The 21,626-nt window shown below is 69.7% G+C and carries 17 protein-coding genes, 1 tRNA gene and 1 pseudogene; 5 read left to right on the forward strand and 14 right to left on the reverse strand.

The genetic code is table 11. The annotated features are described in order from the left end of the window. Positions 1-62: 62 nt before the first annotated feature. Complete coding sequence (locus ACW5EG_RS10025) at positions 63-470, reverse strand: RNA-binding S4 domain-containing protein (RefSeq protein ID WP_457019792.1); 408 nt, start codon at positions 468-470, stop codon at positions 63-65. Positions 471-719: 249 nt separating this feature from the next. Between ACW5EG_RS10025 and ACW5EG_RS10030 the strand changes: the two genes are divergently transcribed. After that, positions 720-2,195, forward strand: coding sequence for an MATE family efflux transporter (locus tag ACW5EG_RS10030; protein WP_457019794.1), 1,476 nt, complete (start codon positions 720-722; stop codon positions 2,193-2,195). A gap of 55 nt (positions 2,196-2,250) precedes the next feature. Here the strand turns inward: ACW5EG_RS10030 and rplS are convergent, their stop codons facing one another. The 6 genes from rplS to ffh all read right to left on the reverse strand — a co-directional run bounded on the left by rplS (position 2,251) and on the right by ffh (position 7,094). After that, positions 2,251-2,679, reverse strand: coding sequence for a 50S ribosomal protein L19 (gene rplS / locus ACW5EG_RS10035; RefSeq protein ID WP_457019795.1), 429 nt, complete (start codon positions 2,677-2,679; stop codon positions 2,251-2,253). 139 nt (positions 2,680-2,818) lie between these two features. Continuing rightward, positions 2,819-3,565 (reverse strand): tRNA (guanosine(37)-N1)-methyltransferase TrmD, encoded by a 747-nt coding sequence (trmD, locus tag ACW5EG_RS10040; RefSeq protein WP_457019797.1) that lies wholly within the window; start codon positions 3,563-3,565, stop codon positions 2,819-2,821. Positions 3,566-3,755: 190 nt separating this feature from the next. Then, the gene (rimM, locus tag ACW5EG_RS10045) at positions 3,756-4,268 is read right to left on the reverse strand and encodes a ribosome maturation factor RimM (protein ID WP_457019799.1); all 513 of its coding nucleotides are present in this window, start codon (positions 4,266-4,268) and stop codon (positions 3,756-3,758) included. Positions 4,269-4,302: 34 nt separating this feature from the next. After that, positions 4,303-4,560, reverse strand: a complete 258-nt coding sequence (rpsP, locus tag ACW5EG_RS10050) for a 30S ribosomal protein S16 (RefSeq protein WP_457019801.1) — start codon at positions 4,558-4,560, stop codon at positions 4,303-4,305. 182 nt (positions 4,561-4,742) lie between these two features. Continuing rightward, positions 4,743-5,546 (reverse strand): aminotransferase class IV family protein, encoded by an 804-nt coding sequence (locus tag ACW5EG_RS10055; RefSeq protein WP_457019802.1) that lies wholly within the window; start codon positions 5,544-5,546, stop codon positions 4,743-4,745. A gap of 177 nt (positions 5,547-5,723) precedes the next feature. Further along, complete coding sequence (gene ffh, locus ACW5EG_RS10060) at positions 5,724-7,094, reverse strand: signal recognition particle protein (RefSeq protein ID WP_457019804.1); 1,371 nt, start codon at positions 7,092-7,094, stop codon at positions 5,724-5,726. Positions 7,095-7,206: 112 nt separating this feature from the next. Here ffh and ACW5EG_RS10065 point away from each other — a divergent pair, with 112 nt between their 5' ends. Beyond that, positions 7,207-7,995, forward strand: a complete 789-nt coding sequence (locus ACW5EG_RS10065; RefSeq protein ID WP_457019805.1) for a cytochrome C assembly family protein — start codon at positions 7,207-7,209, stop codon at positions 7,993-7,995. Between the two features lie 85 nt (positions 7,996-8,080). After that, complete coding sequence (locus ACW5EG_RS10070; protein WP_457021363.1) at positions 8,081-9,229, forward strand: PLP-dependent cysteine synthase family protein; 1,149 nt, start codon at positions 8,081-8,083, stop codon at positions 9,227-9,229. Positions 9,230-9,240: 11 nt separating this feature from the next. Here the strand turns inward: ACW5EG_RS10070 and ACW5EG_RS10075 are convergent, their stop codons facing one another. The 4 genes and pseudogenes from ACW5EG_RS10075 to radA form a co-directional block, all read right to left on the reverse strand. Continuing rightward, the gene (locus ACW5EG_RS10075) at positions 9,241-10,836 is read right to left on the reverse strand and encodes an FG-GAP repeat domain-containing protein (RefSeq protein WP_457021364.1); all 1,596 of its coding nucleotides are present in this window, start codon (positions 10,834-10,836) and stop codon (positions 9,241-9,243) included. 1,445 nt (positions 10,837-12,281) lie between these two features. Further along, positions 12,282-12,731: pseudogene (locus ACW5EG_RS10080) on the reverse strand (TonB-dependent receptor plug domain-containing protein); the annotation flags it as partial. A gap of 226 nt (positions 12,732-12,957) precedes the next feature. Then, positions 12,958-13,542: a hypothetical protein gene (locus tag ACW5EG_RS10085; protein ID WP_457021365.1), complete on the reverse strand. Its 585-nt coding sequence runs from the start codon at positions 13,540-13,542 to the stop codon at positions 12,958-12,960. After that, complete coding sequence (gene radA / locus ACW5EG_RS10090) at positions 13,539-14,915, reverse strand: DNA repair protein RadA (protein WP_457021366.1); 1,377 nt, start codon at positions 14,913-14,915, stop codon at positions 13,539-13,541. Before radA ends, ACW5EG_RS10085 begins: the two co-directional genes overlap by 4 nt. A 97-nt stretch (positions 14,916-15,012) precedes the next feature. On the opposite strand from radA, the gene ACW5EG_RS10095 reads away from it, so the two are divergent. Both ACW5EG_RS10095 and ACW5EG_RS10100 read left to right on the forward strand, forming a co-directional pair. After that, positions 15,013-16,686, forward strand: coding sequence for an FAD-dependent oxidoreductase (locus tag ACW5EG_RS10095; RefSeq protein WP_457021367.1), 1,674 nt, complete (start codon positions 15,013-15,015; stop codon positions 16,684-16,686). Between the two features lie 130 nt (positions 16,687-16,816). Next, positions 16,817-16,892: transfer RNA gene (locus ACW5EG_RS10100), tRNA-Thr, on the forward strand. Between the two features lie 58 nt (positions 16,893-16,950). Here the strand turns inward: ACW5EG_RS10100 and ispH are convergent. From ispH to ileS, 3 genes are all read right to left on the reverse strand, one after another. After that, complete coding sequence (ispH, locus tag ACW5EG_RS10105; protein ID WP_457019813.1) at positions 16,951-17,901, reverse strand: 4-hydroxy-3-methylbut-2-enyl diphosphate reductase; 951 nt, start codon at positions 17,899-17,901, stop codon at positions 16,951-16,953. A 222-nt stretch (positions 17,902-18,123) separates the two neighbouring features. Beyond that, complete coding sequence (lspA, locus tag ACW5EG_RS10110) at positions 18,124-18,633, reverse strand: signal peptidase II (RefSeq protein ID WP_457019815.1); 510 nt, start codon at positions 18,631-18,633, stop codon at positions 18,124-18,126. A gap of 142 nt (positions 18,634-18,775) precedes the next feature. Further along, a complete protein-coding gene (gene ileS, locus ACW5EG_RS10115; protein ID WP_457021424.1) occupies positions 18,776-21,568 on the reverse strand; it encodes an isoleucine--tRNA ligase in 2,793 nt (930 codons plus the stop codon). Between the last annotated feature and the right edge of the window lie 58 nt (positions 21,569-21,626).

The following is a 21,626-nucleotide window of genomic DNA, read 5'->3' on the forward strand; positions in this document are numbered from 1 at the left end:
GCCGCTCCTACAGGGATTCGGGTAGGCCGGGCCGGACGGGCCGGACGAGAGGCGACCACCCCTCAACTCGCGTCGATGTCGCCCAGCGCGCGGATCAGCCGGCGTGCGCGTTTGTCCGGCTTGCTTTCCGGTGCTCGGTAGCCGGTACGCTCGGCGCGTGCGAGATCGCGCGCCGCCTCTCGCCGCAGGCGCGAGGCCTCGGACTCGGCGTAGAGCGCCTGTGCCACCGGCGCTGGTCCGCGCGTGTCCGACAGTCCCCACACCTCGAGCTCGAACACCTCGGCACCGCGTTCGATTCGCAGCGCATCACCCACGCGTACGCCACGCGCCGGCTTCGCGCGCTGGCCGCCGATCTCGACCTTGCCGGTCTCGACCGCCTGCTTGGCCAGTGCGCGCGTCTTGTAGAAACGCGCCGCCCATAGCCACAGGTCGAGCCGGACGGTATGCGCTGCGCCGGAGTGTTCGGTCATGGGCGGATTCTAGGTCCTGCCCCGTCCCAATGCCGTCGAGAACACTCGTCCCGCCACAGGTTCCGCCGGGCCGCATCGCGATCGGCGATTCACGCCCAGGCTGTTTGCCTGGCGTTCGGACCTTCATCACCATGACATCCGCTTGAGCTTGTCCGCGCATCCGCGCAATCCGCAGCGGGACCAACCCGACCGTGCGCAGCCCGGCCCCCTCTCTTCGCGCCTCAACAGCGCTCTGGCAAGATGCCGCAGATGAAATCCGGCGGACGCGATCTCACCCGGGGCCCCATCGCCCCCACCCTGCTCGTGTTCGCACTGCCGATCATGGGCGGCAACGTGCTGCAGTCGCTCAACGGCTCGGTCAACGCGGTCTGGGTCGGACGCTTTCTCGGCGAGCACGCGCTGACCGCGACCGCGAACGCCAACAACATCATGTTCTTCCTGATCGGCGCGGTGTTCGGCGTCGGCATGGCGGCGACGATCCTGGTCGCGCAGGCGATGGGCAGCCAGGACATGGTGCAGGCGCGCCGCGTGATCGGCACCAGCGCCAGCTTCTTCCTGGCCGTCTCGATCATGATCGCGCTGGCCGGGCTGCCGCTGTCGCGCGCGATCCTGGGCTGGATGGATACGCCCGCCGAGTCACTGCCGCTGGCCGAAGCCTACCTGCGCATCATCTTCCTGGCGGTGCCGTTCCTGTACATGTTCGCGTTTCTGACTGCGATCCTGCGCGGCGCCGGCGACACCCGCACCCCGTTCGTGTTCCTGCTGCTGGCAGTCGTGCTCGACATCATCATCAATCCGCTGCTGATCTTCGGCATCGGCCCGCTGCCGGAAATGGGGATCGCCGGCTCGGCGATGGCGACCTTCATCGCCAATGGACTCGCCCTGGCCGCGCTGCTGCTGTGGCTGCGCCACCGGCGCCATCCCCTGTGGATCAGCCGCCACGAACGCGCCTATTACCGGCCTGATCCCGCCATCCTGCGCGCACTGGTGGTCAAGGGCGTGCCGATGGGCCTGCAGATGATCCTGATCTCGCTGGCGATGATCATGATGATCAGCATGGTCAACGGCTACGGCGTCGAGATGACGGCCGCCTACGGCGCGACCCTGCAACTGTGGACCTACGTGCAGATGCCGGCGATGGCGGTGGGTGCGGCCTGCTCGTCCATGGCAGCGCAGAACGTGGGCGCGGGGCGATGGGATCGCGTCGATGCGACCGCGCGCACCGGCGTGCTGTTCAACTTCCTGCTGACCGGCGCGCTGATCGCGCCGATCCTGCTGTTCGACCGGCACACGCTGGCGCTGTTCCTGCCCGAGGCGAGCGGAGCCCTGGAGCACGCGCGGCACCTCAACCACATCGCGGTCTGGTCGTTCCTGTTCTTTGGCGTGACCTTCGTGGTGTCGGGCGTTGTGCGCTCGACCGGCGCGGTGCTGCCGCCGCTGCTGATCCTGGGGATCGCGCTGTGGGGCATCCGCATTCCTTTCGCCACGCTCCTGCAGCCCACGCTGGGTGCGGATGCGATCTGGTGGAGTTTTCCCGCCAGCGCCGTCTGCGCCATGGCGATGTCGCTGGCCTACTACCGCTGGGGCCGCTGGCGCGAGGCGAAGATGATGACGATCGAACCACGCGCGGTGGCAGTGCCGGCGGAAGTACCGGCGCAGACGCCGTCACCGGTTGCCGACCTCTGCCCGGAGCCGGCGCGGCACCCGGCGCGCGGCGAGGCCTGAAACGCGAACGGCCGCCTTGCGGCGGCCGTCTGCGGATCGGAAGCGGAGCGCCGGATTACTTGGCGGATTCCGCGGCCGCAGCCGCCGCAGCAGCAGCCGCGGCCTTGGCCTTGGCGTGGTGCGACAGGTCTTCCTTGATGCGCGCCTTCTTGCCTTCCAGGCCACGCAGGTAATACAGCTTGCCGGCGCGAACCTTGCCGCGGCGCTTCACGTCGACCGAGTCGATGGTCGAGCTGTGGGTCTGGAACACGCGCTCCACGCCGAAGCCGTGCGAGATCTTGCGCACGGTGAACGCGGAGTTGAGACCGGCGTTCTTCTTGCCGATGACCACGCCTTCATAGGCCTGGATGCGCTCGCGGGCGCCTTCCTTGACCTTGACGTTGACGATGACGGTATCGCCGGGGCCAAAGTCGGGAAGCTGGCGCTGCACCTGTTCGGTCTCGAACTGCTGCAGCAGGGTATTCAGGGAGGGCTTGGTGGTCATGGCGGGATCTCGTTGGAGCCTGTTGGATTCGTTATAGGCGTGGTGCACGCGGACGCACGCTCTTGGCTAGGCTGCCCACCTTGCTGGCGGGTCAGCCGCGTATTATAGCCGCAATCGGCGGCGGCGCGCCAAGACCCGCTCAGCCAACCGGGCCGGCCCCGGCCGCTTCTGCCAGCCAGCGGCGCTCTTCGGCGTCGAGTTCGGCCCCGTCCAGCAGGTCCGGGCGCCGCTGCTGGGTGCGCAGCAGCGACTGGCGCCGCCGCCAGCGCGCGATCTCGGCATGGTTGCCCGACAGCAGCACCTCCGGCACGGCGCCCAGCGCGTGCTCGACCGGCCGGGTGTAGTGCGGACAGTCGAGCAGGCCGTCGGCCTCGAAACTGTCCTGGGCGGCGGATTCCGCATCGTTCAGCGCGCCATCCTGCAGCCGGGCGACCGCGTCGATGACCACCGCCGCGGCCAGCTCCCCGCCCGACAGCACGTAGTCGCCGATCGACAGTTCCTCGTCGACCTCGGCCGCCACCAGGCGCTCGTCGACGCCCTCGTAGCGCCCGCACAGCAGGATCAGCCGCTCGCGGCCGGCCAGTTCACGGACCAGGGACTGGGTCAGCGGACGGCCCTGGGGACTGAGGTAGATGACCTTCGCCGGCGCCGGATCGGCCTCGCGTGCGGCCCGGATCGCCGCCCGCAGCGGATCGATCAGCATCACCATGCCTGGCCCGCCACCGAAGGGCCGATCGTCGACCCGGCGATAGTTGCCTGCCGCGTAATCACGCGGATTCCAGCCCTGGATCGACAGCAGCCCCCGCTCCTGCGCCCGCCCGACCACGCCGAAGCCGGCGCACTGGGCGACGAATTCGGGGAACAGGCTGATGAGTTCGATGCGCATGGTGGGCTCAAGGATCGAGATTGCGGCGGGGCGCCGGGTCAGGAATCACGCCTGGTTTCGGATCCGGCTGTCTGTCTGGACGATTGTCATCCCGAGCGCAGCGAGGGATCTGGTTTGCCGGCGACCTGGGACAAGATCCCTCGCTGCGCTCGGGATGACATCCTGATGGCGACCCTCGACCGGAGCGCCTTCAGAAATCCACGTCCCAGTCGACCGTGACGCAGCGCGCGTCGAAGTCGACCGAGACGATGTAATCGGGCAGCACGAAGGGAATCATCCGTTCGCGCTCGCCGCGCGCGACCAGCACGTCGTTGGCGCCGGTCGAAAACAGGTGCGAGACCACGCCGAAGTCGGCGCCGTCGGTGTTCAGCACGCGCAGGCCTTCCAGGTCGACCCAGTAGTACTCGCCGGGCGCCGGCGGCGGCAGTGCACTGCGCGGGACGAAGATCTCGGCGCCGCGCAACGCTTCGGCAGCGTCGCGATCGTCGACCCCGGGCAGCTGCATCACGATGCCCTTGGCGGTGCTGCGGCCGCGGGCGCCTTCCAGTTCGCGCTCGCTGCCCTGCACGGTGCGCAGGGTCAACGGCAGGTACCGGAGGATCGCCTCGGGCGGATCGCTGAAGGATTCGAGCTTCAGTTCGCCACGCACGCCAAACGCGCCGTGGATCCTGCCCATGAGGATGCGGCGCGTCTGGTCGGTCATGCTTTGCGTGGCCACGCGGCGCGCGGCCCGGACATCACGCGGCCGGGGCGACCTTGACGGTTTCGCGGTACAGGTTGCGGACCTTGTCGGTCAGCTGTGCGCCCTTCGAAACCCAGTGGTCGACACGCGCGGTGTCCAGCACGATGCGCTCTTCGGCGCCCTGCGCGACGGGGTTGTAGTAACCCAGGCGCTCGATGTTGCGGCCGTCGCGCGCGCTGCGCGAGTCGGTGACGATGATGTGGTAGAAGGGGCGCTTCTTGGCGCCGCCGCGGGTAAGGCGGATCTTGACCATGGTGGTTCTCGGTGTTGCCCAGTCGCCAGGATGGCGAGGTAAGCCGGCAATTGTAAGTCATTGACCCGAGCCGCGGAACCCCGCCAAGTGCAGCCGGCGGCACTGGGAACCCGCCGGGCCCGCGACCAACGTCGCACCTGCAAGGCCGCTACCCCGCGCGCGCCAGCGCTGTTCCGCTCCGGTCAACCGGCCAGTGGCTGCCAGGGCTGGGTGCGGAGCGCTGCCGCAAGCGCCTCCATGAGACGAGGATCCGGCCGCAGCGTGGTCTCATCGATCCCGGAGATGGGCCAGATGCCGGTGGCGTTGGCCGCGAACGCGGCGCGCATCCCGTCCAGCGCCCGCGCCTCGACCGGGACGGTCCGCTGCGCCACGCCGGTTTCGGCCAGCCCAGCCTGCAGCAGGCGCTCGGCGGTACCGCGCAGGGCGTCCGCCTGTGGCCAGACCACCTGGCCGCCATCCCAGAAGCCGATGTTCCAGACCGAGCCCTCGCTGATCCGGCCCTCGGCGTCGGTGAACAGCGCGTCGTCCACGCCTTCGCGCCGCGCCTGCCGCCGGTGCTGGAACAGCGGGAATGTGCCCACGTGCTTGAGGTGCGGCAGCGGCCGCTGGAAGGGGTAGGTCTTCACCCGGGCCGGCGCGGGGTCGGCCCGGCGCGGCGGGTTGAGCGAGACCAGCACGTCGACCGGCACGGCGCGGTCGGGTGCGGTGTAGTCGAAGCCGCGCGCGTACACGGTGACGCGCACGCTGGCGTCCTCCATGCCGGCCGCGTCGAGCGCGGCGAGGATGGCAACGCGGATGTGCGCGTCGTCGAGCGTCGCGTCGAAGAGCTCGCGGGTCGCGGACTCCAGCCGGCGCAGGTGCAGGTCCAGCCCCTGCACCGCGCGACCGCGCACCTGCATCGAGCTGAAGTGGCCGTAGTTGGCCAGGGCCAGCGCGCGCAGGTCGTCGGCGGTGGCGGGCCGGCCGTCGAGGAAGGCGAGGGTCATGCGTTCATTCCAGATCGTGTCGCCGGCGCGACCCCGGAAGCTGCCATCCCGAGCGCAGCGAGGGATCCTGTTTCCGCTGGCACCCGGGGCAAGATCCCTCGCTGCGCTCGGGATGACAACCGGATGCTGCGTGTGGGTCACAACCGGATGCTGCGTTCGGATGACACCCCGATGCCATCAGCGGAACGGCATCCGCCCCGCGCCGCCCATCATGCCCTGCAGGCCGCGCATCATGCCCTTCATGCCGCCGCGGGCCATCTTGCCCATCATCTTTTCCATCTGCTGGTACTGCTTCATCAGTTTGTTGACATCCGACGGGTGCGTGCCCGAACCGGCGGCGATGCGCGCGCGGCGCGAGCCGTTGAGCAGGGCCGGGTTGCGCCGCTCCTTCTTCGTCATCGAGCTGATGATGGCGATCATGCGCGGCACTTCCTTGCTCTGCTGCACCTGTTGCTTGAGGTGCTCGGGCACCTGGCCCAGGCCCGGCAGCTTTTCCATCAAGCTGCCGATGCCGCCCATGTTCTGCATCTGCTCGAGCTGGTCGCGCATGTCGTTGAGGTCGAACTTCTTGCCCTTGGCGACCTTCTCGGCCAGCTTCTGGGCCTTGTCCTTGTCGACCTGCTGCTCGACCTGCTCGACCAGCGACAGCACGTCGCCCATGTCGAGGATGCGGCTGGCGACGCGATCGGGATGGAACACGTCCAGGCCGTCGGTTTTCTCGCTGGTGCCGATGAACTTGATCGGCTTGCCGGTGATGTAGCGCACGCTCAGCGCCGCGCCGCCGCGCGCGTCGCCATCGGTCTTGGTCAGCACCACGCCGGTCAGGGGCAGCGCTTCACCGAAGGCCTTGGCGGTGTTGGCCGCGTCCTGGCCGGTCATCGAATCGACCACGAACAGCGTCTCGACCGGATTGACCGCGGCGTGCAGCGCCTTGATCTCGGCCATCATCGCCTCGTCGATGGCGAGCCGGCCGGCGGTATCGACGATCAGCACGTCGGCGAAGGACTTCCTCGCGTCGGCGATCGCGGCGCGCACGATGTCCACCGGCTGCTGGCCGACGTCGGACGGGAAGAACAGCACCCCGGTCTGCTCGGCGAGGGTCTTGAGCTGCTCGATCGCGGCCGGACGGTAGACGTCGGCGCTGACCACCATCACCTTCTTCTTGCGCTTGTCCTTGAGCAGCCTGGCCAGCTTGCCGACCGTGGTGGTCTTGCCGGCGCCCTGCAGGCCGGCCATCAGGATCACCGCCGGCGCCGGCACGTTGAGGTTGAGCTCGCTGGCCTGCGCGCCCATCACCGTGGTGAGCTCGTCGCGCACCACCTTGATCAGCGCCTGCCCCGGGGTCAGCGACTTGAGCACCTCTTGGCCAACCGCGCGGACCTTGATCCGTTCGACCAGCGCCTGCACCACCGGCAGGGCGACGTCGGCCTCGAGCAGCGCGATGCGCACCTCGCGCGTGGCCTCGCGGATGTTCTCCTCGGTCAGCCGGCCGCGGCCGCGCAGGCGGTCCATGGTGCCGGACAGGCGCTGGGTGAGCGATTCGAACATGGCGGAAACGTCGCGGAAAACAGGGCCGCCGAGTATAGCGGGCGGCCGCCGCGGCTCCGCTGGCTGCGGCCCGCCCGCTGCCCCGCAGCCCGGTTCGTGCGACACTTTCCCGATGCCAATCGTTCTCATTGCCGCCGTGTTCTACCTGCTGGGGGCCTGGCTGGTGGCGCGCCGCCTGCAGGTCGACCGCGCGGCCGGCGCCGGCTTCTGGCTGCTGACCGCGGTGAGTGCGGTGGCGCTGCATGGCCTGGTCCATGTCCTGGCCTGGCGCGCGGAATCCGGCCTGGACCTGCACTTTTTCTCGGCGCTGTCGCTGGTGGGCCTGGGCATGGCGGCGCTGACCACGCTCTATGCCGCCGCAGGACGCATGGGCGCGCTGGGGGTGGTGGTGTTTCCGGTGGCGGCGCTGTCGCTGCTCGGCTATGCGCTGGCCGCAGGCACGGTGGCGCGTGATCTGGACTGGCGCCTGGAGCTGCACGCCTGGCTCGCCCTGCTCGCCTACGCCGCGCTCGCCATCGCCGCCCTGCTGGCGATCATGCTGTGGGCGCAGGAGCGCGCATTGCGGCGGCGCGAATTCCACGCCTGGCTGCGCGTGCTGCCGCCGCTGACCGAGCTGGAAACGCTGCTGTTCCGCACGATCTGGACCGGCTTCGTGCTGCTGACGGCGACCCTGCTGACCGGTGTGCTGTTCGTGCAGGACTTCTTCGCCCAGCACCTGATCCACAAGTCGGTGCTCAGCATGCTGTCGTGGCTGGTGTTCGGCGCGCTGCTGGTTGGCCGCTGGCGTCGCGGCTGGCGCGGCGGCAGGGCGGTGCGCCTGACCCTGGTGGCGATGGGGCTGCTGGTGTTGGCCTTCTTCGGCAGCAAGTTCGTGCTGGAGCTGCTGCTGCAGCGCGTTTGACCGCAGGGGTCGCGGCGGTCGTTCAGCGCCCAGCCGGGCCGTGCGGGATCGGCGAGAATGAGGTCCCCCCGCCCCGTTGCGCGCCATGCCCTTCCTTGACGAATCCAGCCATCTCGCCTGCTCCGGCCACCACGCCTGGACGAGCGCCGCGATCCGCCGGATCGAGGCCGATTTCAACCGTTCGGCCGATACCCACCTGATCCCGCTGGCGCTGCCGGGCTTCCCGGGGATCGATGTCTATTTCAAGGACGAGTCCAGCCATCCCACCGGCAGCCTCAAGCACCGGCTCGCCCGGTCGCTGTTCCTGTACGCGCTGGCCAACGGCTGGCTGCATTCGGGCAGCATGGTGGTGGAGGCGTCGAGCGGCTCGACCGCGGTGTCGGAGGCGTATTTCGCGAGCCTGCTGGGGCTGCCGTTCGTGGCGGTGATCCCCGCGTCCACCTCGCCGGAGAAGATCGCGGCCATCGAGTTCCACGGCGGACGCTGCCACCTGGTGCGCGAAGCGCGCGACATCACCGCCGAGTCGGTACGGCTTGCGCGCGAAAGCGGCGGCCACTTCATGGACCAGTTCACCTACGCCGAACGTGCCACCGACTGGCGCGCCAACAACAACATCGCCGAGTCGATCTTCAGGCAGATGGACCAGGAGCCGCACCCGGTGCCGGCCTGGGTGGTGTGCAGCGCCGGCACCGGCGGCACCAGCGCGACGATTGGCCGCTACGCGAGTTACCGCGGCCTGCCGACGCGGGTGCTGTGTGCGGATCCGCAGCATTCGGCATTCCATGGCCATTACGCCGCGCTGGCGCAGGGCCAGCCGTCGCCGGCGGTGTCGGTGCCGTCGTCGAGGATCGAGGGCATCGGCCGGCCAACTCCAGAACCGAGCTTCATCGCCGGCTGCGTCGACGCGATGGTCAAGGTGCCCGATGGACTCAGCCTGGCGGCGATGCGCTACGTCAACCGCCGGCTTGGCCGTCGCGTCGGCGGGTCCACCGGCACCAACTTCGTCGGCGTGCTGCGCGTGGCGCAGGCGCTGCGCGCGCGCGGCGAAACAGGATCGATCGTCACCATCCTCTGCGACGGCGGCGAACGCTACGCCCACAGCTACTACAACCCGGACTGGTATGCGGCCGAGGGCATCGAGGTGGAGGCGGCTGACCAGGTCATCGCCGCGGTGGCCGACGGCGACGGCGCCCTGCCCGACCTGCAGCCGGTGTCGCGCCACGCGCGGCTGTAGCAGCAGCGACCTCAGCTCCCTTCGCCACTCCCGTCGGCAGGCAGGTTCTCGAACAGCAGCAGCCGGGGATGCTCCTTCGCGGACCCTGGCGGGGGCTCGGGGCGGGTGTCTTCATTGACCGGCATGTCCAGCATCTCCTGCAGCAGGTCCATGCGGAACGCACCGGCGACGATGTCGAGCCGGCCGTCGCCGTTCATGTCGGCCAGCCACAGCGAGGTCAGACCGGCCGGCTCGCTGGCGATGGCGTGCGGAGTGAAGTTCCCGCGGCCATCGTTCTCGTACCAGACCAGGGTGTGGCGGCCCGGGTCGCGCCAGTAGTTGACCCAGCTGCTGGCCACGATGTCGAGGTCGCCGTCGCCGTCGAGATCGCCGACCGCCGTGGTGACGGCGCCATAGAAGCGGCCGATGTCGCGGAAGGCGAACTGCATGTTTCCCAGGTTCTCCAGCCACTGCACGCCGTGGTAGGGCTTGGGATCTGTCTGCAGGTCGAAGGCGTCGCCGTTGGTGAACAGCAGGTCGATGTCGCCGTCCTGGTCCAGGTCCACCGGACGCAGGGACGTGGAGCCGAACATCGGATGCGGCGCGCGCGCCAGCTCCATCTGCTCGAAGCGGCCGCCGCCAAGGTTGTGGAAGGCGAGCACCATTTCGTGCTCCTGGGAGACCAGGCTGACCAGGTCCAGCAGGCCGTCGCCATCCAGGTCCACCGCGTCGATGCCGAGCGCGCCGGCGAGCGACATCAGGTTGTGTCGATACAACGCGCCGTCGCGGTTCTCCAGCCAGAAGATCCCGCCAATGTCGTTCATGCCGAACACGGCCACTGCGAGGTCCATGTCGCCGTCGCCGTCGAGGTCCGCGGCGCGCACGTCGGTGACCCGCCCCAGGCCTTCGACGAGGGTACGGCGGACGAACGTGCCGGACGGGTCGCCAAGCAGGACGACCACCTTGCCGACAGCGTTGCCCGACGGCGCCATCTCGCCCAGTTCGGCCACCACGATGTCCAGCAGGCCGTCGCCGTCGAGATCGACGACCTGGGCATGCGCGGGCGCGACCAGCTCCGCCAGCGCGCGCTCGCGCCATTGGCCATCTTCGTGCCACAGCCGCAGCACCTCGCGGCGGCCGGCGTCGGACACCAGCAGGTCGGTCGGCGCGCCGCTCAGTCCTGCGGTGACATGCGTGACCAGCGGAGTTTCGGCGGTCGCACCGATGGTCGAGGCGCGGAACCGCAGCGGCGAAGGCGCAGGCGCCAGGTAGGGCAGGCGTGGCAGCTCGGCCGGGCTGCTTCCGTAATAGAACGCCTTGATGTGCGGCAGCACGTCGGCGGGAATGAACTCCTGGCCCCGCATCTTCTCCGAGAGCTCGGCCATGGTCTGCACCGCGTACGGCCAGTCGCGCTTGGGCAGGATGTCCGGCGCCGGCACCAGATGGCAGGCGCCGCAGTACGTATTCACCAGGCCGATGGCTTCGTCCAGCGAAATAGGCGGCGGCGGCGCGTCCTGCGCCCGGCCCGGTGCGGCCGCCAGCAGGCCGAGCCAGGCCAGGCCCAGCAGCAGCGTGAGGACGATGCCGGCGCATGCGAGCGCCCGCGTGTTGTCGTGGCGAAGCTTCATTGCAGGTCCCACTGTAGTGACAGCCGCAGCCGGCGGCCCTGCGCCTCCAGTCCGATCACCTCCTCGCCGCGCGCATCGCCCACGTCGTCGAGCGCAAGCAGCAGCGCTGCCGGGCCCCACTGCCGGCGCAGCGCCAGGTCGAACGTGGTCGCTGACGCCAGCCAGCGGTCGCCGGTGGGAATGGACGAGTCGAAGCGGCGCCCGAGGTGGTGCAGCCGCAGCGACAGTTCGTACTGCCCGTCCAGCGGCACCGTCAGGTCGGCGCCGGCCTGCAGTCGCGGCCGGTGGCGCAGGACGACGCCGCCGACCGGATCGCGCACCCGAATCCACGCGCCGTCCAGCCCCAGCTGCCAGTCGTTGCCGAAGCGGTGTGCGCTGCGCCATTCCAGCCCGTCGGCTTCGATCCGGGCGCGGTTGACCAGTTGCGGCGGCGGTCCGCCGTCGAAATCCACCAGGTCGCGATAGCGCGCGCTGAACACGGTGATCCGGCTCGGCCAGGCCGCATCACTGGCGGTGGCGTAGTACAGCTCGCGGTGCCCGGCGCGCTCGGTCCGCAGTTCGGGGTTGCCGACCAGCGGATGGCCCAGCGCGTAGAAGCTCGGTGGCCTGGAGCTGCGCGAGAACGAAGCGCCCCAGTGCGCGCCCGACGTGCCGAGGTGCCGCTGCAGCGACAGCATTGGCTGGGTGGCGTGGTCGGCCTTGGCGCCGGCATCGCGGCGGCGCTCGTGGCGCAGGCCGCCCTGGGCGGTCCAGGCGCCGTGGCGCCAGCGCAGTTCGGCGTATGCGGCATCGGTGGTGCGCTGCATCGAGAACGCGACCGGCGACTGGAAGAAGCCGTAGTCGATCCGGCCGTCGTAGACGCCGCGTTCGCGCTGGTGCAGCACGCCGGCACCGAACTCGCTGGCGGCGCCGAGCGGCCGTCGCCAGGTGGCCTGCAGTTCGTCGCGACGGTAGTCGATCTGCGCGGCCAGCGCGGGCAGACCGGCCGGGTCGCGCAAGCCGCCGGCCACGCCCGGCGAATCCTCGTCGCCCCCGCGCGAGAACCTGGCCCACTGCGCCTCGATCGTGCCCGTCGATGGTCGATACCGGGCCTGCAGCGAGAACTGGCGGGCGCGCGCCTCGCGTTCGTCCAGTTCACGCAGCACCGCGTAGCGCGGACCGCCGCTGTCATCGGGGAAGCCGCGGCCTTCACTGTCGCTGTAGCCGAACGCCGCACGCAGCGTCAGTGCCGGCTGCAGTTCGCGTTCCCAGGCCGCATCGAAGGCGCGCACGCCCTGCAAGCCGCGGCGGCCGTCGCCATCCTCGCGGTCGCTCGCGGCCAGGCTCCAGTCCGTGCCGGACAGGCCGGCATGGAGCGCGCGCAGGCCGTCGCCGCCGATCGCGACGCCGGCGCTGGCGCCTTTCGCGGCGCGCCGGGTGTGCAGATGGACCAGCCCGGCGATCGCCTCGGCATGGGCGACGCTGGCGCTGCCGCGCACGATCTCGATGCGCTCGATCCGCTCCAGCGACAGGGTGTTGAGGTCGACCGCGCTGCCGCGCGATGACAGCGGGTCGTTCTGGCGCACGCCGTCGACCAGGACCACGACGTGGCTGGGATCGGCACCGCGCAGGTACAGCGCGCCGTAGCCGCCGCCGCGCGCACTGCGATCCACCACAAGCCCGGCCTGTGCGGCCAGCACGTCGGCCAGGCTGCGGCCGCGCCACGCCTCGAGTTGTTCCGGGCCGAGCACGGTGATGTTCTGGCTGGCGTCGATCGCTGCGGTGGGCAGGATCGTGGCGGTGACCTGCAGGGTGTCCAGGTCCCTGGTCGGCGTCGCGGCCGACTCCGGCACCTGCGCCCGCAGCGCTCCGGCCGCGCACAGGGCCAGCGCGGCGGCCCACGCCAATGGCCTCACGGCAGCGGCGCCTGCAGCGATCCGGTCGCCTTCCCGGATTCCGCGCGTCGCGTGAGCATCCGGGCGTCCATCGCCGGCGAAGGGAAGCTGAAATTTGGCATGGACGGACTCTATTGCGCCGCCCGCGCCAGCCGCACTGACCCAGGTCAATTCCGTCGGCCCTCCTGCGCAAGCCCGCTTCCGGATCGGGACAGCCGCAGGATCAGCGCACGCGAATCATCGCGCCTCAATACAGCAGCAGCGGCACGGTGCCGCAGGCCAGGCCAAGCGCCGCGCCGCCCAACACTTCGGGCAGGCTGTGCCGCGCCATGCGCAGCCGCGACCAGCCCAGCAACGGCAGCAATGCCAGCGTCGCCGCGCCGGCTGCGGGCCACAGGGCCAGCAGCGTCACGCCGGCAAACGCCAGGCTGGCCATGTGCAGCGACAGCTTGATCCAGCGGTTGGCCATCGCCGCCACGCACAGCATCACGACCACCGCCAGCACACCGGTGGAACTTGCCGATCCACGCCCGCCCTGCCACCACCAGTAGCCGCCCGCGACCAGCAGGGCAAGCAGGTACAGCGCCGGCCGCTCGTGCGGATGCGACGCGTCGACGGTCTGCCATCGCCCCGAACGCCGGCGTTGCAGCACGAACGCCCATACGATCGCGACCGCGACCCCGATGGCGGCCGCGGTTCGCAGCAGGCCTGACGGATCCAGCCGCCACGCCGCAACCAGTGCCAGCGCGACGAACACCGCGAACGGATGCAGCAGCACCGACACGACGCGCGCCGCAGGCCAGCGTCCGCCATCGCCAGGCGCAAGGCTCACACCTGCTCCAGCGCGTCGGCCAGGCGCTCGACCGCGATCACCTCCATGCCCTTGTAGCTGCCCGCCTTCGGCGCATTCGCCTTGGCCACGATCGCGCGCTTGAAGCCGTGCGTCGCCGCCTCCTTGAGCCGCTCCTCGCCGTTGGGCACCGGCCGGATCTCGCCCGACAGCCCGACCTCGCCGAACGCGATCGTCTTCTCCGGCAGCGGCGTGTCGCGCAGCGAGGACAGCACCGCCAGCAGCACAGGCAGATCGGCCGCGGTCTCCTGCACCCGGATGCCACCGACCACGTTGACGAACACATCCTGGTCACTGGTGACCACGCCGCCGTGCCGGTGCAGCACCGCCAGCAGCATCGCCATGCGGTTGCCCTCCAGGCCCACCGCGACCCGGCGCGGGTTCGACAGCGACGAGCCGTCCACCAGCGCCTGCACTTCGACCAGCAGCGGCCGCGTGCCTTCGCGCGTGACCATCACGCAGCTGCCGGGCTGGCGCGCGCTGCCGCCGGACAGGAAGATCGCCGAAGGATTGGGCACCTCCTTCAGCCCCTTGTCGCCCATCGCGAACACGCCGAGTTCGTTGACTGCGCCAAAGCGGTTCTTGAACGCACGCAGTACGCGGAAGCGGCTGCCCGAATCGCCCTCGAAGTACAGCACCGCATCGACCATGTGCTCGAGCACGCGCGGGCCGGCGATGCCGCCTTCCTTGGTGACATGCCCGACCAGGAACACCGCGGTGCCGGTCTCCTTGGCGTAGCGCACCAGCCGCGCCGCGCTCTCGCGCACCTGGCTCACCGACCCCGGCGCGGCGGTGAGCGACTCGGTCCACAGCGTCTGCACCGAATCGGCCACGATGATGCGCGGGCGCAGTTTGGCGGCCTGCTCGAGGATGCGTTCGATCCCGGTTTCGGCAAGCGCATTCAGGCCTTCGACCGGCAGCCCGAGACGCGAGGCGCGGCCGGCGACCTGCGCCAGCGATTCCTCGCCGGTCACGTACAGCCCGGGCAGCGACGATGCCATCGACGCCACCGCCTGCAGCAGCAGGGTCGACTTGCCGATGCCCGGGTCGCCACCGACCAGCACCACCGCGCCCGCCACCAGGCCGCCGCCGAGCACGCGGTCGAACTCGCCGATGCCGGTCGACACGCGCACCTCTTCGCCCTGCTGCACGTCCTTGAGCGCTGTGACCTTCGGCGGATCGACCTTGCCAGCCCAGCCGCTGCGGCGCGAAGCCGGCGACTTCGCGGTGCCCGCAGGCTCCACCACGAACTCCGACAGCGTGTCCCAGGCGCCGCAGGCACCACATTGCCCCTGCCACTTGCTGAAGTCCGCGCCACACTCACTGCACACGTAGGCTGTCCGCGCCTTGGCCATATCTGCGTTTGCGTTGTAGATCCGGACGACAGCGTACCGGAGTCCAGTCTGCGCACCTGAGACAGACCCGACCCGTCCCGCAGAGCCCTGACGACCGATGATCGATGATTTCAGCTCGCCCGCCTGCCCGGATGCCTTCGACGCGGACGTCTGCATCATCGGCGGCGGACCGGCCGGCATCACCATCGCCGCAGAGCTCGCCAACACGCCGTGGAAGGTCTGCCTGCTCGAAGGCGGCGGCCTGCGCAGCGAGCGCGCCAGCCAGGCGTTGAACGCCGGGGAATCGATCGGGCCGCATGCGCTCGATCCCGCTTTCAGCCGCTTGCGCACCTTCGGCGGTTCGACCCGCCTGTGGGGTGGCGGCTGCATCCCGATGAGCTCGATCGAGATGGCAAGGCGCGAATGGGTACCCGAAAGCGGCTGGCCGATCGAGTGGGACGCGCTGGCGTCGTACTACGCGCGGGCCAACAAGGTCTGCCGCGTCGATCCGGGTGATTTCGGCGACGGCACCTACCTCTCCTCCGGCAACGGCGACGCGCCCTCGCCCAACCTCGACAACCGCACCAGTCGGATCAGCCCGCTCGACTTCGGCCAGGCGCACATGGAGCTGCTGCGCACGTCACCCAACCTGCAGCTGTTGCTGCATGCCAACGTGCTTCGCCTCGAGGCTCTCGACAACGCGTCGGCGGTGCGACGGGCGCTGATCGGCACCACCGACGGCCGCCGTGGCCATGTCAACGCCCGCTATTTCGTGCTGGCCACCGGCGGCATCGAGAACGCACGGCTGCTGCTGCTTTCCGACGACGTCGCGCCCGCAGGACTGGGCAACGATCGCGACCTGGTCGGCCGCTACTTCATGGACCATCCGCGCTGCGGGCTCGGCACGTTCCGGGCTGGCGCCATGGACCAGCTGGCGAACCTGTACAGCCGCGCGCTCGACGATGCGCCCTGCCCCGCCTACCACCAGCTCAGCCTGTCGGCGTCGGCGCAGCAGAGCCACCGGCTGCTCAACGCACGCGCGCGGCCATTCGCGGTCGAACAGCCCGCGTCCAAGGGACTGGCCTCGCTGCGCGCCCTGCGCGCATCGTTGCGCGGCAAGCGCGGCCCGGCCGACGAGAGCCAGAGCGTGGAGAACGAGGTGCTCGACGCGCTGGCGCAGGAGATTCCCGAACGGATCCCGGCGTACGACGGGCCGGTCCACCGTGGCCGCCTCGCGCTGCGCACGGCCCTGCATGCCGGCGACATCTTCCAGGCGGGGCGTCGCAAACTTGCCCGACGCAGCGTCGTGGACACCGATCGCGTGGAAATGGTCGGTTATTTCGAGCAGGCGCCAAACCGCGACAGCCGCATCCTGCTGTCCGACGACCGCGATGCGCTGGGCCTGCGCAAGGTGCGCATGGACTGGCGGCTGTCCGCCGCCGACCAGGCCAGCATCCGTGGCGCCGCCAAGCTCATCAGCGCCGACGTGGCAACCCGCTTCGAGTGCGAATTCGAACCGGCCGACTGGCTGCGCGACGCCAGCGCCGTCCCCCACGTGCACGGCACCGCGCACCACATCGGCACCACCCGCATGGCGGATTCGCCGGCAGACGGCGTGGTCGACACGCAGTGCCGGGTGCATGGCGTCGACAACCTGTACGTCGCAGGCAGCTCGGTGTTCCCGACCGGCGGATGGGCCTTCCCCACCCTGACGATCGTGGCACTGGCGCTGCGCGTCACCGACGAGTTGCGCAACCGGCTGAACGAAGTTCCGGTAGCGGGCACGCTGTAAGGCCGCGCGGCACGCCGCGGCGTGCCGCGTTCCGCCGTCCCCGTGCGATTGCAGTGCGGCCTGCGCCTGCCGCCGCAACGTGTCTTCCCTTTGACCGGGCGCCGCCCAAGGCCTAGAATTTGCGACCCTCGCCGGAATAGCTCAGTTGGTAGAGCGGCGCATTCGTAATGCGTAGGTCGTAGGTTCGATTCCTATTTCCGGCACCAGATACGTGAAAGCCCCGCAGTGCGGGGCTTTTTCGTTGGGGCGCAGTCAGGGACGCGTTCAGTCGATCAGCTGCAGCCGCAGTTCCTTCGGCAGGGCGAACACCATGCTCTCGGGTTCACCGTGCAGTTCGCGCACGGGGCCGGCGCCCAGCTCGCGCAGGCGCGTCAGCACGCCCTGCACCAGCACGTCGGGGGCCGACGCACCGGCGGTGACGCCGATATGGCGGCGGCCGACCACCCACTCCGGGTCGATCTCGGCGGCGCCATCGATCAGGTAGGACTCCACGCCATCGCGTTCGGCCAGCTCGCGCAGGCGGTTGGAGTTGGAGCTGTTGGGCGAGCCGACCACCAGCACCAGGTCGCACTGCTGGGCCAGCGCGCGCACTGCGTCCTGCCGGTTCTGCGTGGCGTAGCAGATGTCGTCGTTCTTCGGGCCCTGGATGAGCGGGAAGCGCGCGCGCAGGGCGGAGATGATGTCGCGGGTGTCGTCCACCGACAGAGTGGTCTGCGTGGTGTAGGCGATGTTGGCCGGCTGCGACGGGTCGATCCAGGCCACATCCTCCAGGTCTTCGACTAGGTAGATGCGGCCGCTGCCGGCTTCCGCCTTCCACTGCCCCATCGTGCCCTCGACCTCCGGGTGGCCGGCGTGTCCGATCAGCACCACGTCGCGCCCGGCGCGGCACTGGCGCGCGACTTCCAAGTGCACCTTGGTCACCAGCGGACAGGTGGCGTCGAACACCTTCAGGCCGCGTCGCCCCGCCTCCTCGCGCACCGCCTGGGAGACGCCGTGGGCGCTGAAGATCACGGTGTTGCCATCGGGCACTTCATCGAGCTCCTCGACGAAGATCGCGCCGCGGCGGCGCAGGTCCTCGACCACGAAGCGGTTATGGACCACTTCGTGGCGCACGTAGATCGGCGCGCCCAGGGTCTCGATGGCGCGTTTGACGATCTCGATGGCGCGGTCGACGCCGGCACAGAAACCGCGGGGATTGGCGAGGACGATGTCCATGGCGCGCAGTGTAGCGCCCAAGCAGGCAACAGCGCCGGAACGCGGTGTGTCGCCGGCGGCGACGGCGTGCCTGCGCGGGCCGGTGCGGCGGCATGGCCACGGCCAGAAGGCGCCGGCCGGCGAGGCCATCACCCGGTCGGGGCGCAAAAAGTGACTCTCCGCCGGTGACGCAAGGTCCGCCCCGGTCGGTGGACACGCGCATTCGCGCCCTTGCTGCTGCGCTCAGCGACGCTTCGCGCCGTCCGTACCCTTGCCCTGGAACAGTCCGAACAGTGCGATGCCGATCGCCCCGCCCACCACCGCGCAGTCGGCGATGTTGAAGGCCGGCCAGTAATGACCTTTCCAGTGCCACTGGATGAAGTCGACCACGTGGCCGTGGACCTGGCGGTCGATGATGTTGCCCAGCGCGCCGCCGATCACCAGCGCGAACGGCAGCGCGGTGCGCCAGTCGGCGCGCGGCGTGCGCGACAACCAGAACGCGAGCAGGCCGCTGATGCCCACGCCGAGCACGGTGAAGAACCACTTCTGCCAGCCGCCGGCGCCCGCCAGGAAGCTGAAGGCCGCGCCGGTGTTGTAGGTGCGGTACCAGTTCCAGAAACCTTCGATCACCGGTATCGCGGTGTACTCGGGCAGGCTGGTCAGCACCCACCACTTGCTCAGCTGGTCGAGGACGATGACGATCGCCGACAGGATCAGCCAGGGCAACGCGTTGGGTCGTATGGACGAGGTCATTGTGTTCCCTTGGCTGGTGTTCGGCAGTGTTCCCGGATCGCCCGCGCAGGAGCGGCTTCAGCACCGATCGCTCCCCGGCTCACCGAAGACCGGGTCGCGGCTGAAGCCGCTCCTACAGGAGGAAGCCTGCGGCGGGTTCCGGTCAGACCCACTTCCGATCCTCGCCCGGGCCTTCCACGTTCGACACGCAGCGACCGCACAGCTGCGGATGCGCGGCGCTCGTGCCCACGTCCGCGCGATGGTGCCAGCAGCGCACGCACTTGGGTTTGCTGGTCCGCGTCGCGACGATCCGCGATTCCTCGCCGTCGAACGGCAGCACCTTCACGTCGCCGCTGATCAGGAAGAAGCGCAGCTCGTCGACCAGGGGCGCGACCCGGATCTGGTCGGCGGTGCCGGCGTGCAGCTCGATCTCCGCCTCCAGTGCCGCGCCGATCTCGCCGCTGGCGCGCATCGGCTCCAGCACCTTGGCCACGTTCTCGCGCAGGGTGAGCAGCCGCTCGAAGTCGTTCGCCGACAGCAGCGCGTCGGCCGGCAGCGGCGCCAGGCCTTCGTACCAGGTGGCCATCAGCACGTTGCGCTCGCGCGCGCCTGCGGCCGGCGCCGGCAGGTAGCCCCACATCTCCTCGACGGTGAAGCTGAGCACCGGCGCGATCCAGCGCACGAAGGCCTCGGTGACGTGGTAGATCGCGCTCTGCGCGCTGCGCCGGCCGCGCGAATCCTCGCGCATGGTGTAGAGCCGGTCCTTGGTGACGTCCAGGTACAGCGAGCCCAGGTCGACGCTGCAGAAGTTGAGCAGCAGCTGCACGATTTCGGAGAAGTCGTAGCGCGCGTAGGCAGCCTTGATCGTCTCCTGCACCTCCCAGGCGCGATGCACGATCCAGCGGTCGAACGCGAGCATCTCTTCAGGCGCGCACAGGTGCCGCGCCGGCTCGAAGCCGTTGAGGTTGCCGAGCAGGAAGCGCGAGGTGTTGCGGATGCGGCGGTAGGCATCGGCGTTGCGCTTGAGGATCTCCTGCGACAGCGACATCTCGTTGCTGTAGTCGGCGCTGGCGATCCACAGGCGCAGGATGTCCGCGCCCAGCGTCTTCATGATGTCCTGCGGCTCGATGCCGTTGCCCAGTGACTTGGACATCTTGCGGCCGTGCTGGTCCACGGTGAAGCCGTGAGTCAGGCACTGGCGATAGGGCGCGGCCTTGTCGATGGCGACGCCGGTGAGCAGCGAGGACTGGAACCAGCCGCGGTGCTGGTCGGAGCCTTCCAGGTACAGGTCGGCCGGCTTGCCGAAGCCGCGCTCGAGCAGCACGCCCTCGTGGGTGACGCCCGAGTCGAACCAGACATCGAGGATGTCGGTGATCCTGTCGTAGTCCTTCGCCTCGTCGCCAAGCAATTCGGCGGCGTCGAGCGTGTACCAGACGTCCACGCCGTGCTGTTCGACGCGATCGGCCACCTGCCGCATCAGCTCGCTGCTGCGCGGATGCGGATCGCCCGTCTCGCGGTGCACGAACAGCGCGATCGGCACGCCCCAGGTGCGCTGGCGCGAGATGGTCCAGTCCGGCCTGCCTTCGACCATGCCGGTGATGCGCGCCTCGCCCCAGCCCGGGAACCAGCCCACGCCCTTGATCGCCTCCAGCGCGTCGGCGCGCAGGTTGGCCTGGTCCATCGAGATGAACCACTGCGGCGTGGCGCGGAACGCGATCGGCGTCTTGTGCCGCCAGCAGTGCGGATAGCTGTGCTCGAGCTTGCGCGACGCAAGCAGTGCGCCGCTCGCGCGCAGTACTTCGACGATCGTGTCGTTGGCTTTCCAGATGTGCTGGCCGGCGAGTTCGACGCCATCCGCGGCCGGCGTCGACGGCAGGTACACGCCGCGGCCGTCGACGGGATTGAGTTCGGCCGCGCTGTAGCGGTCGATCAGCCCGTACTGCTTGCTGACCGCGTAGTCCTCCTGGCCGTGTCCGGGGGCGGTGTGCACGGCGCCGGTGCCGTCCTCGGCCGAGACGTGGTCACCCAGCAGCACCGGGATGTCGCGCTGGTCGTAGAACGGATGCGCGAACACCAGGCCTTCGAGCTTCGCGCCCAGCGCCCGGCCCAGCACCTGCGCCTGCTCGACGCCATAGCGCTTGAGCGCGCTTTCAGCCAGCGCGTCGGCCAGCACCAGCCAGCGGCGCTTGCCGCCACGTGCGGGACCTTCGACCAGCGCGTATTCCAGGTCCTCGCCCATCGAGATCGCGAGCGAGGCCGGCAGCGTCCACGGCGTGGTGGTCCAGATCACCACCGCGACCTCGACATCCTCGGGCACCTCGACGCCAAACGCGCGCGCCACCGCCTGCGGGCTGCGCGCGGCATACGCGACATCGACCGCAGGCGAGAGCTTGTCGGCGTATTCGATCTCGGCTTCGGCCAGCGCCGAGCCGCAATCGAAGCACCAGTGCACCGGCTTCACGCCGCGGGTGAGGTGGCCGTTGTCAACGATCTTCGCCAGCGCGCGGATCTCGTTGGCCTCGAAGCGGAAGTCCAGCGTCAGGTAGGGGTTGTCCCAGTCACCGATCACGCCCAGGCGCTTGAAGTCCTTGCGCTGGATCTCGACCTGCGCCTGCGCGTACTCGCGGCACTTCTGCCGGAACTCGACCGCGTCGAGCTTCACCCCGACCTTGCCGTACTTCTTCTCGATCGCGATTTCGATCGGCAGGCCATGGCAGTCCCAGCCCGGCACGTAGGGCGCGTCGAAGCCGGCGAGGTACTTCGACTTGACGATGATGTCCTTGAGGATCTTGTTGACCGCATGGCCAAGATGGATCGCGCCGTTCGCGTACGGCGGGCCGTCATGCAGCACGAACAGCGGACGTCCCTGTGCGTTCCCGCGCAGTTGCGCGTACAGGCCCTCGCGCTCCCAGCGCTCGAGCGTGGCCGGCTCGCGCTTGGGCAGGTCGCCGCGCATCGGAAACTCCGTCGCGGGCAGCAGGATGGTGGACTTGTAGCGCTGGCTGTCGTTGTCT

Source organism: Luteimonas sp. A611, assembly GCF_054072715.1.

Excerpts from the sequence above, each read along its gene's own strand:
- ACW5EG_RS10065 (WP_457019805.1), top strand. The coding sequence starts at position 7,207 with ATGCCAATCGTTCTCATTGCCGCCGTGTTCTACCTGCTGGGGGCCTGG.
- ffh (WP_457019804.1), bottom strand. The coding sequence starts at position 7,094 with ATGTTCGAATCGCTCACCCAGCGCCTGTCCGGCACCATGGACCGCCTG.
- lspA (WP_457019815.1), bottom strand. The coding sequence starts at position 18,633 with ATGACCTCGTCCATACGACCCAACGCGTTGCCCTGGCTGATCCTGTCG.
- ileS (WP_457021424.1), bottom strand. The coding sequence starts at position 21,568 with ATGCGCGGCGACCTGCCCAAGCGCGAGCCGGCCACGCTCGAGCGCTGG.
- ACW5EG_RS10075 (WP_457021364.1), bottom strand. The coding sequence starts at position 10,836 with ATGAAGCTTCGCCACGACAACACGCGGGCGCTCGCATGCGCCGGCATC.
- ACW5EG_RS10070 (WP_457021363.1), top strand. The coding sequence starts at position 8,081 with ATGCCCTTCCTTGACGAATCCAGCCATCTCGCCTGCTCCGGCCACCAC.
- ACW5EG_RS10055 (WP_457019802.1), bottom strand. The coding sequence starts at position 5,546 with ATGACCCTCGCCTTCCTCGACGGCCGGCCCGCCACCGCCGACGACCTG.
- trmD (WP_457019797.1), bottom strand. The coding sequence starts at position 3,565 with ATGCGCATCGAACTCATCAGCCTGTTCCCCGAATTCGTCGCCCAGTGC.
- ACW5EG_RS10095 (WP_457021367.1), top strand. The coding sequence starts at position 15,013 with ATGATCGATGATTTCAGCTCGCCCGCCTGCCCGGATGCCTTCGACGCG.
- rplS (WP_457019795.1), bottom strand. The coding sequence starts at position 2,679 with ATGACCACCAAGCCCTCCCTGAATACCCTGCTGCAGCAGTTCGAGACC.
- ACW5EG_RS10025 (WP_457019792.1), bottom strand. The coding sequence starts at position 470 with ATGACCGAACACTCCGGCGCAGCGCATACCGTCCGGCTCGACCTGTGG.
- radA (WP_457021366.1), bottom strand. The coding sequence starts at position 14,915 with ATGGCCAAGGCGCGGACAGCCTACGTGTGCAGTGAGTGTGGCGCGGAC.
- ispH (WP_457019813.1), bottom strand. The coding sequence starts at position 17,901 with ATGGACATCGTCCTCGCCAATCCCCGCGGTTTCTGTGCCGGCGTCGAC.
- rimM (WP_457019799.1), bottom strand. The coding sequence starts at position 4,268 with ATGACCGACCAGACGCGCCGCATCCTCATGGGCAGGATCCACGGCGCG.
- ACW5EG_RS10030 (WP_457019794.1), top strand. The coding sequence starts at position 720 with ATGAAATCCGGCGGACGCGATCTCACCCGGGGCCCCATCGCCCCCACC.
- rpsP (WP_457019801.1), bottom strand. The coding sequence starts at position 4,560 with ATGGTCAAGATCCGCCTTACCCGCGGCGGCGCCAAGAAGCGCCCCTTC.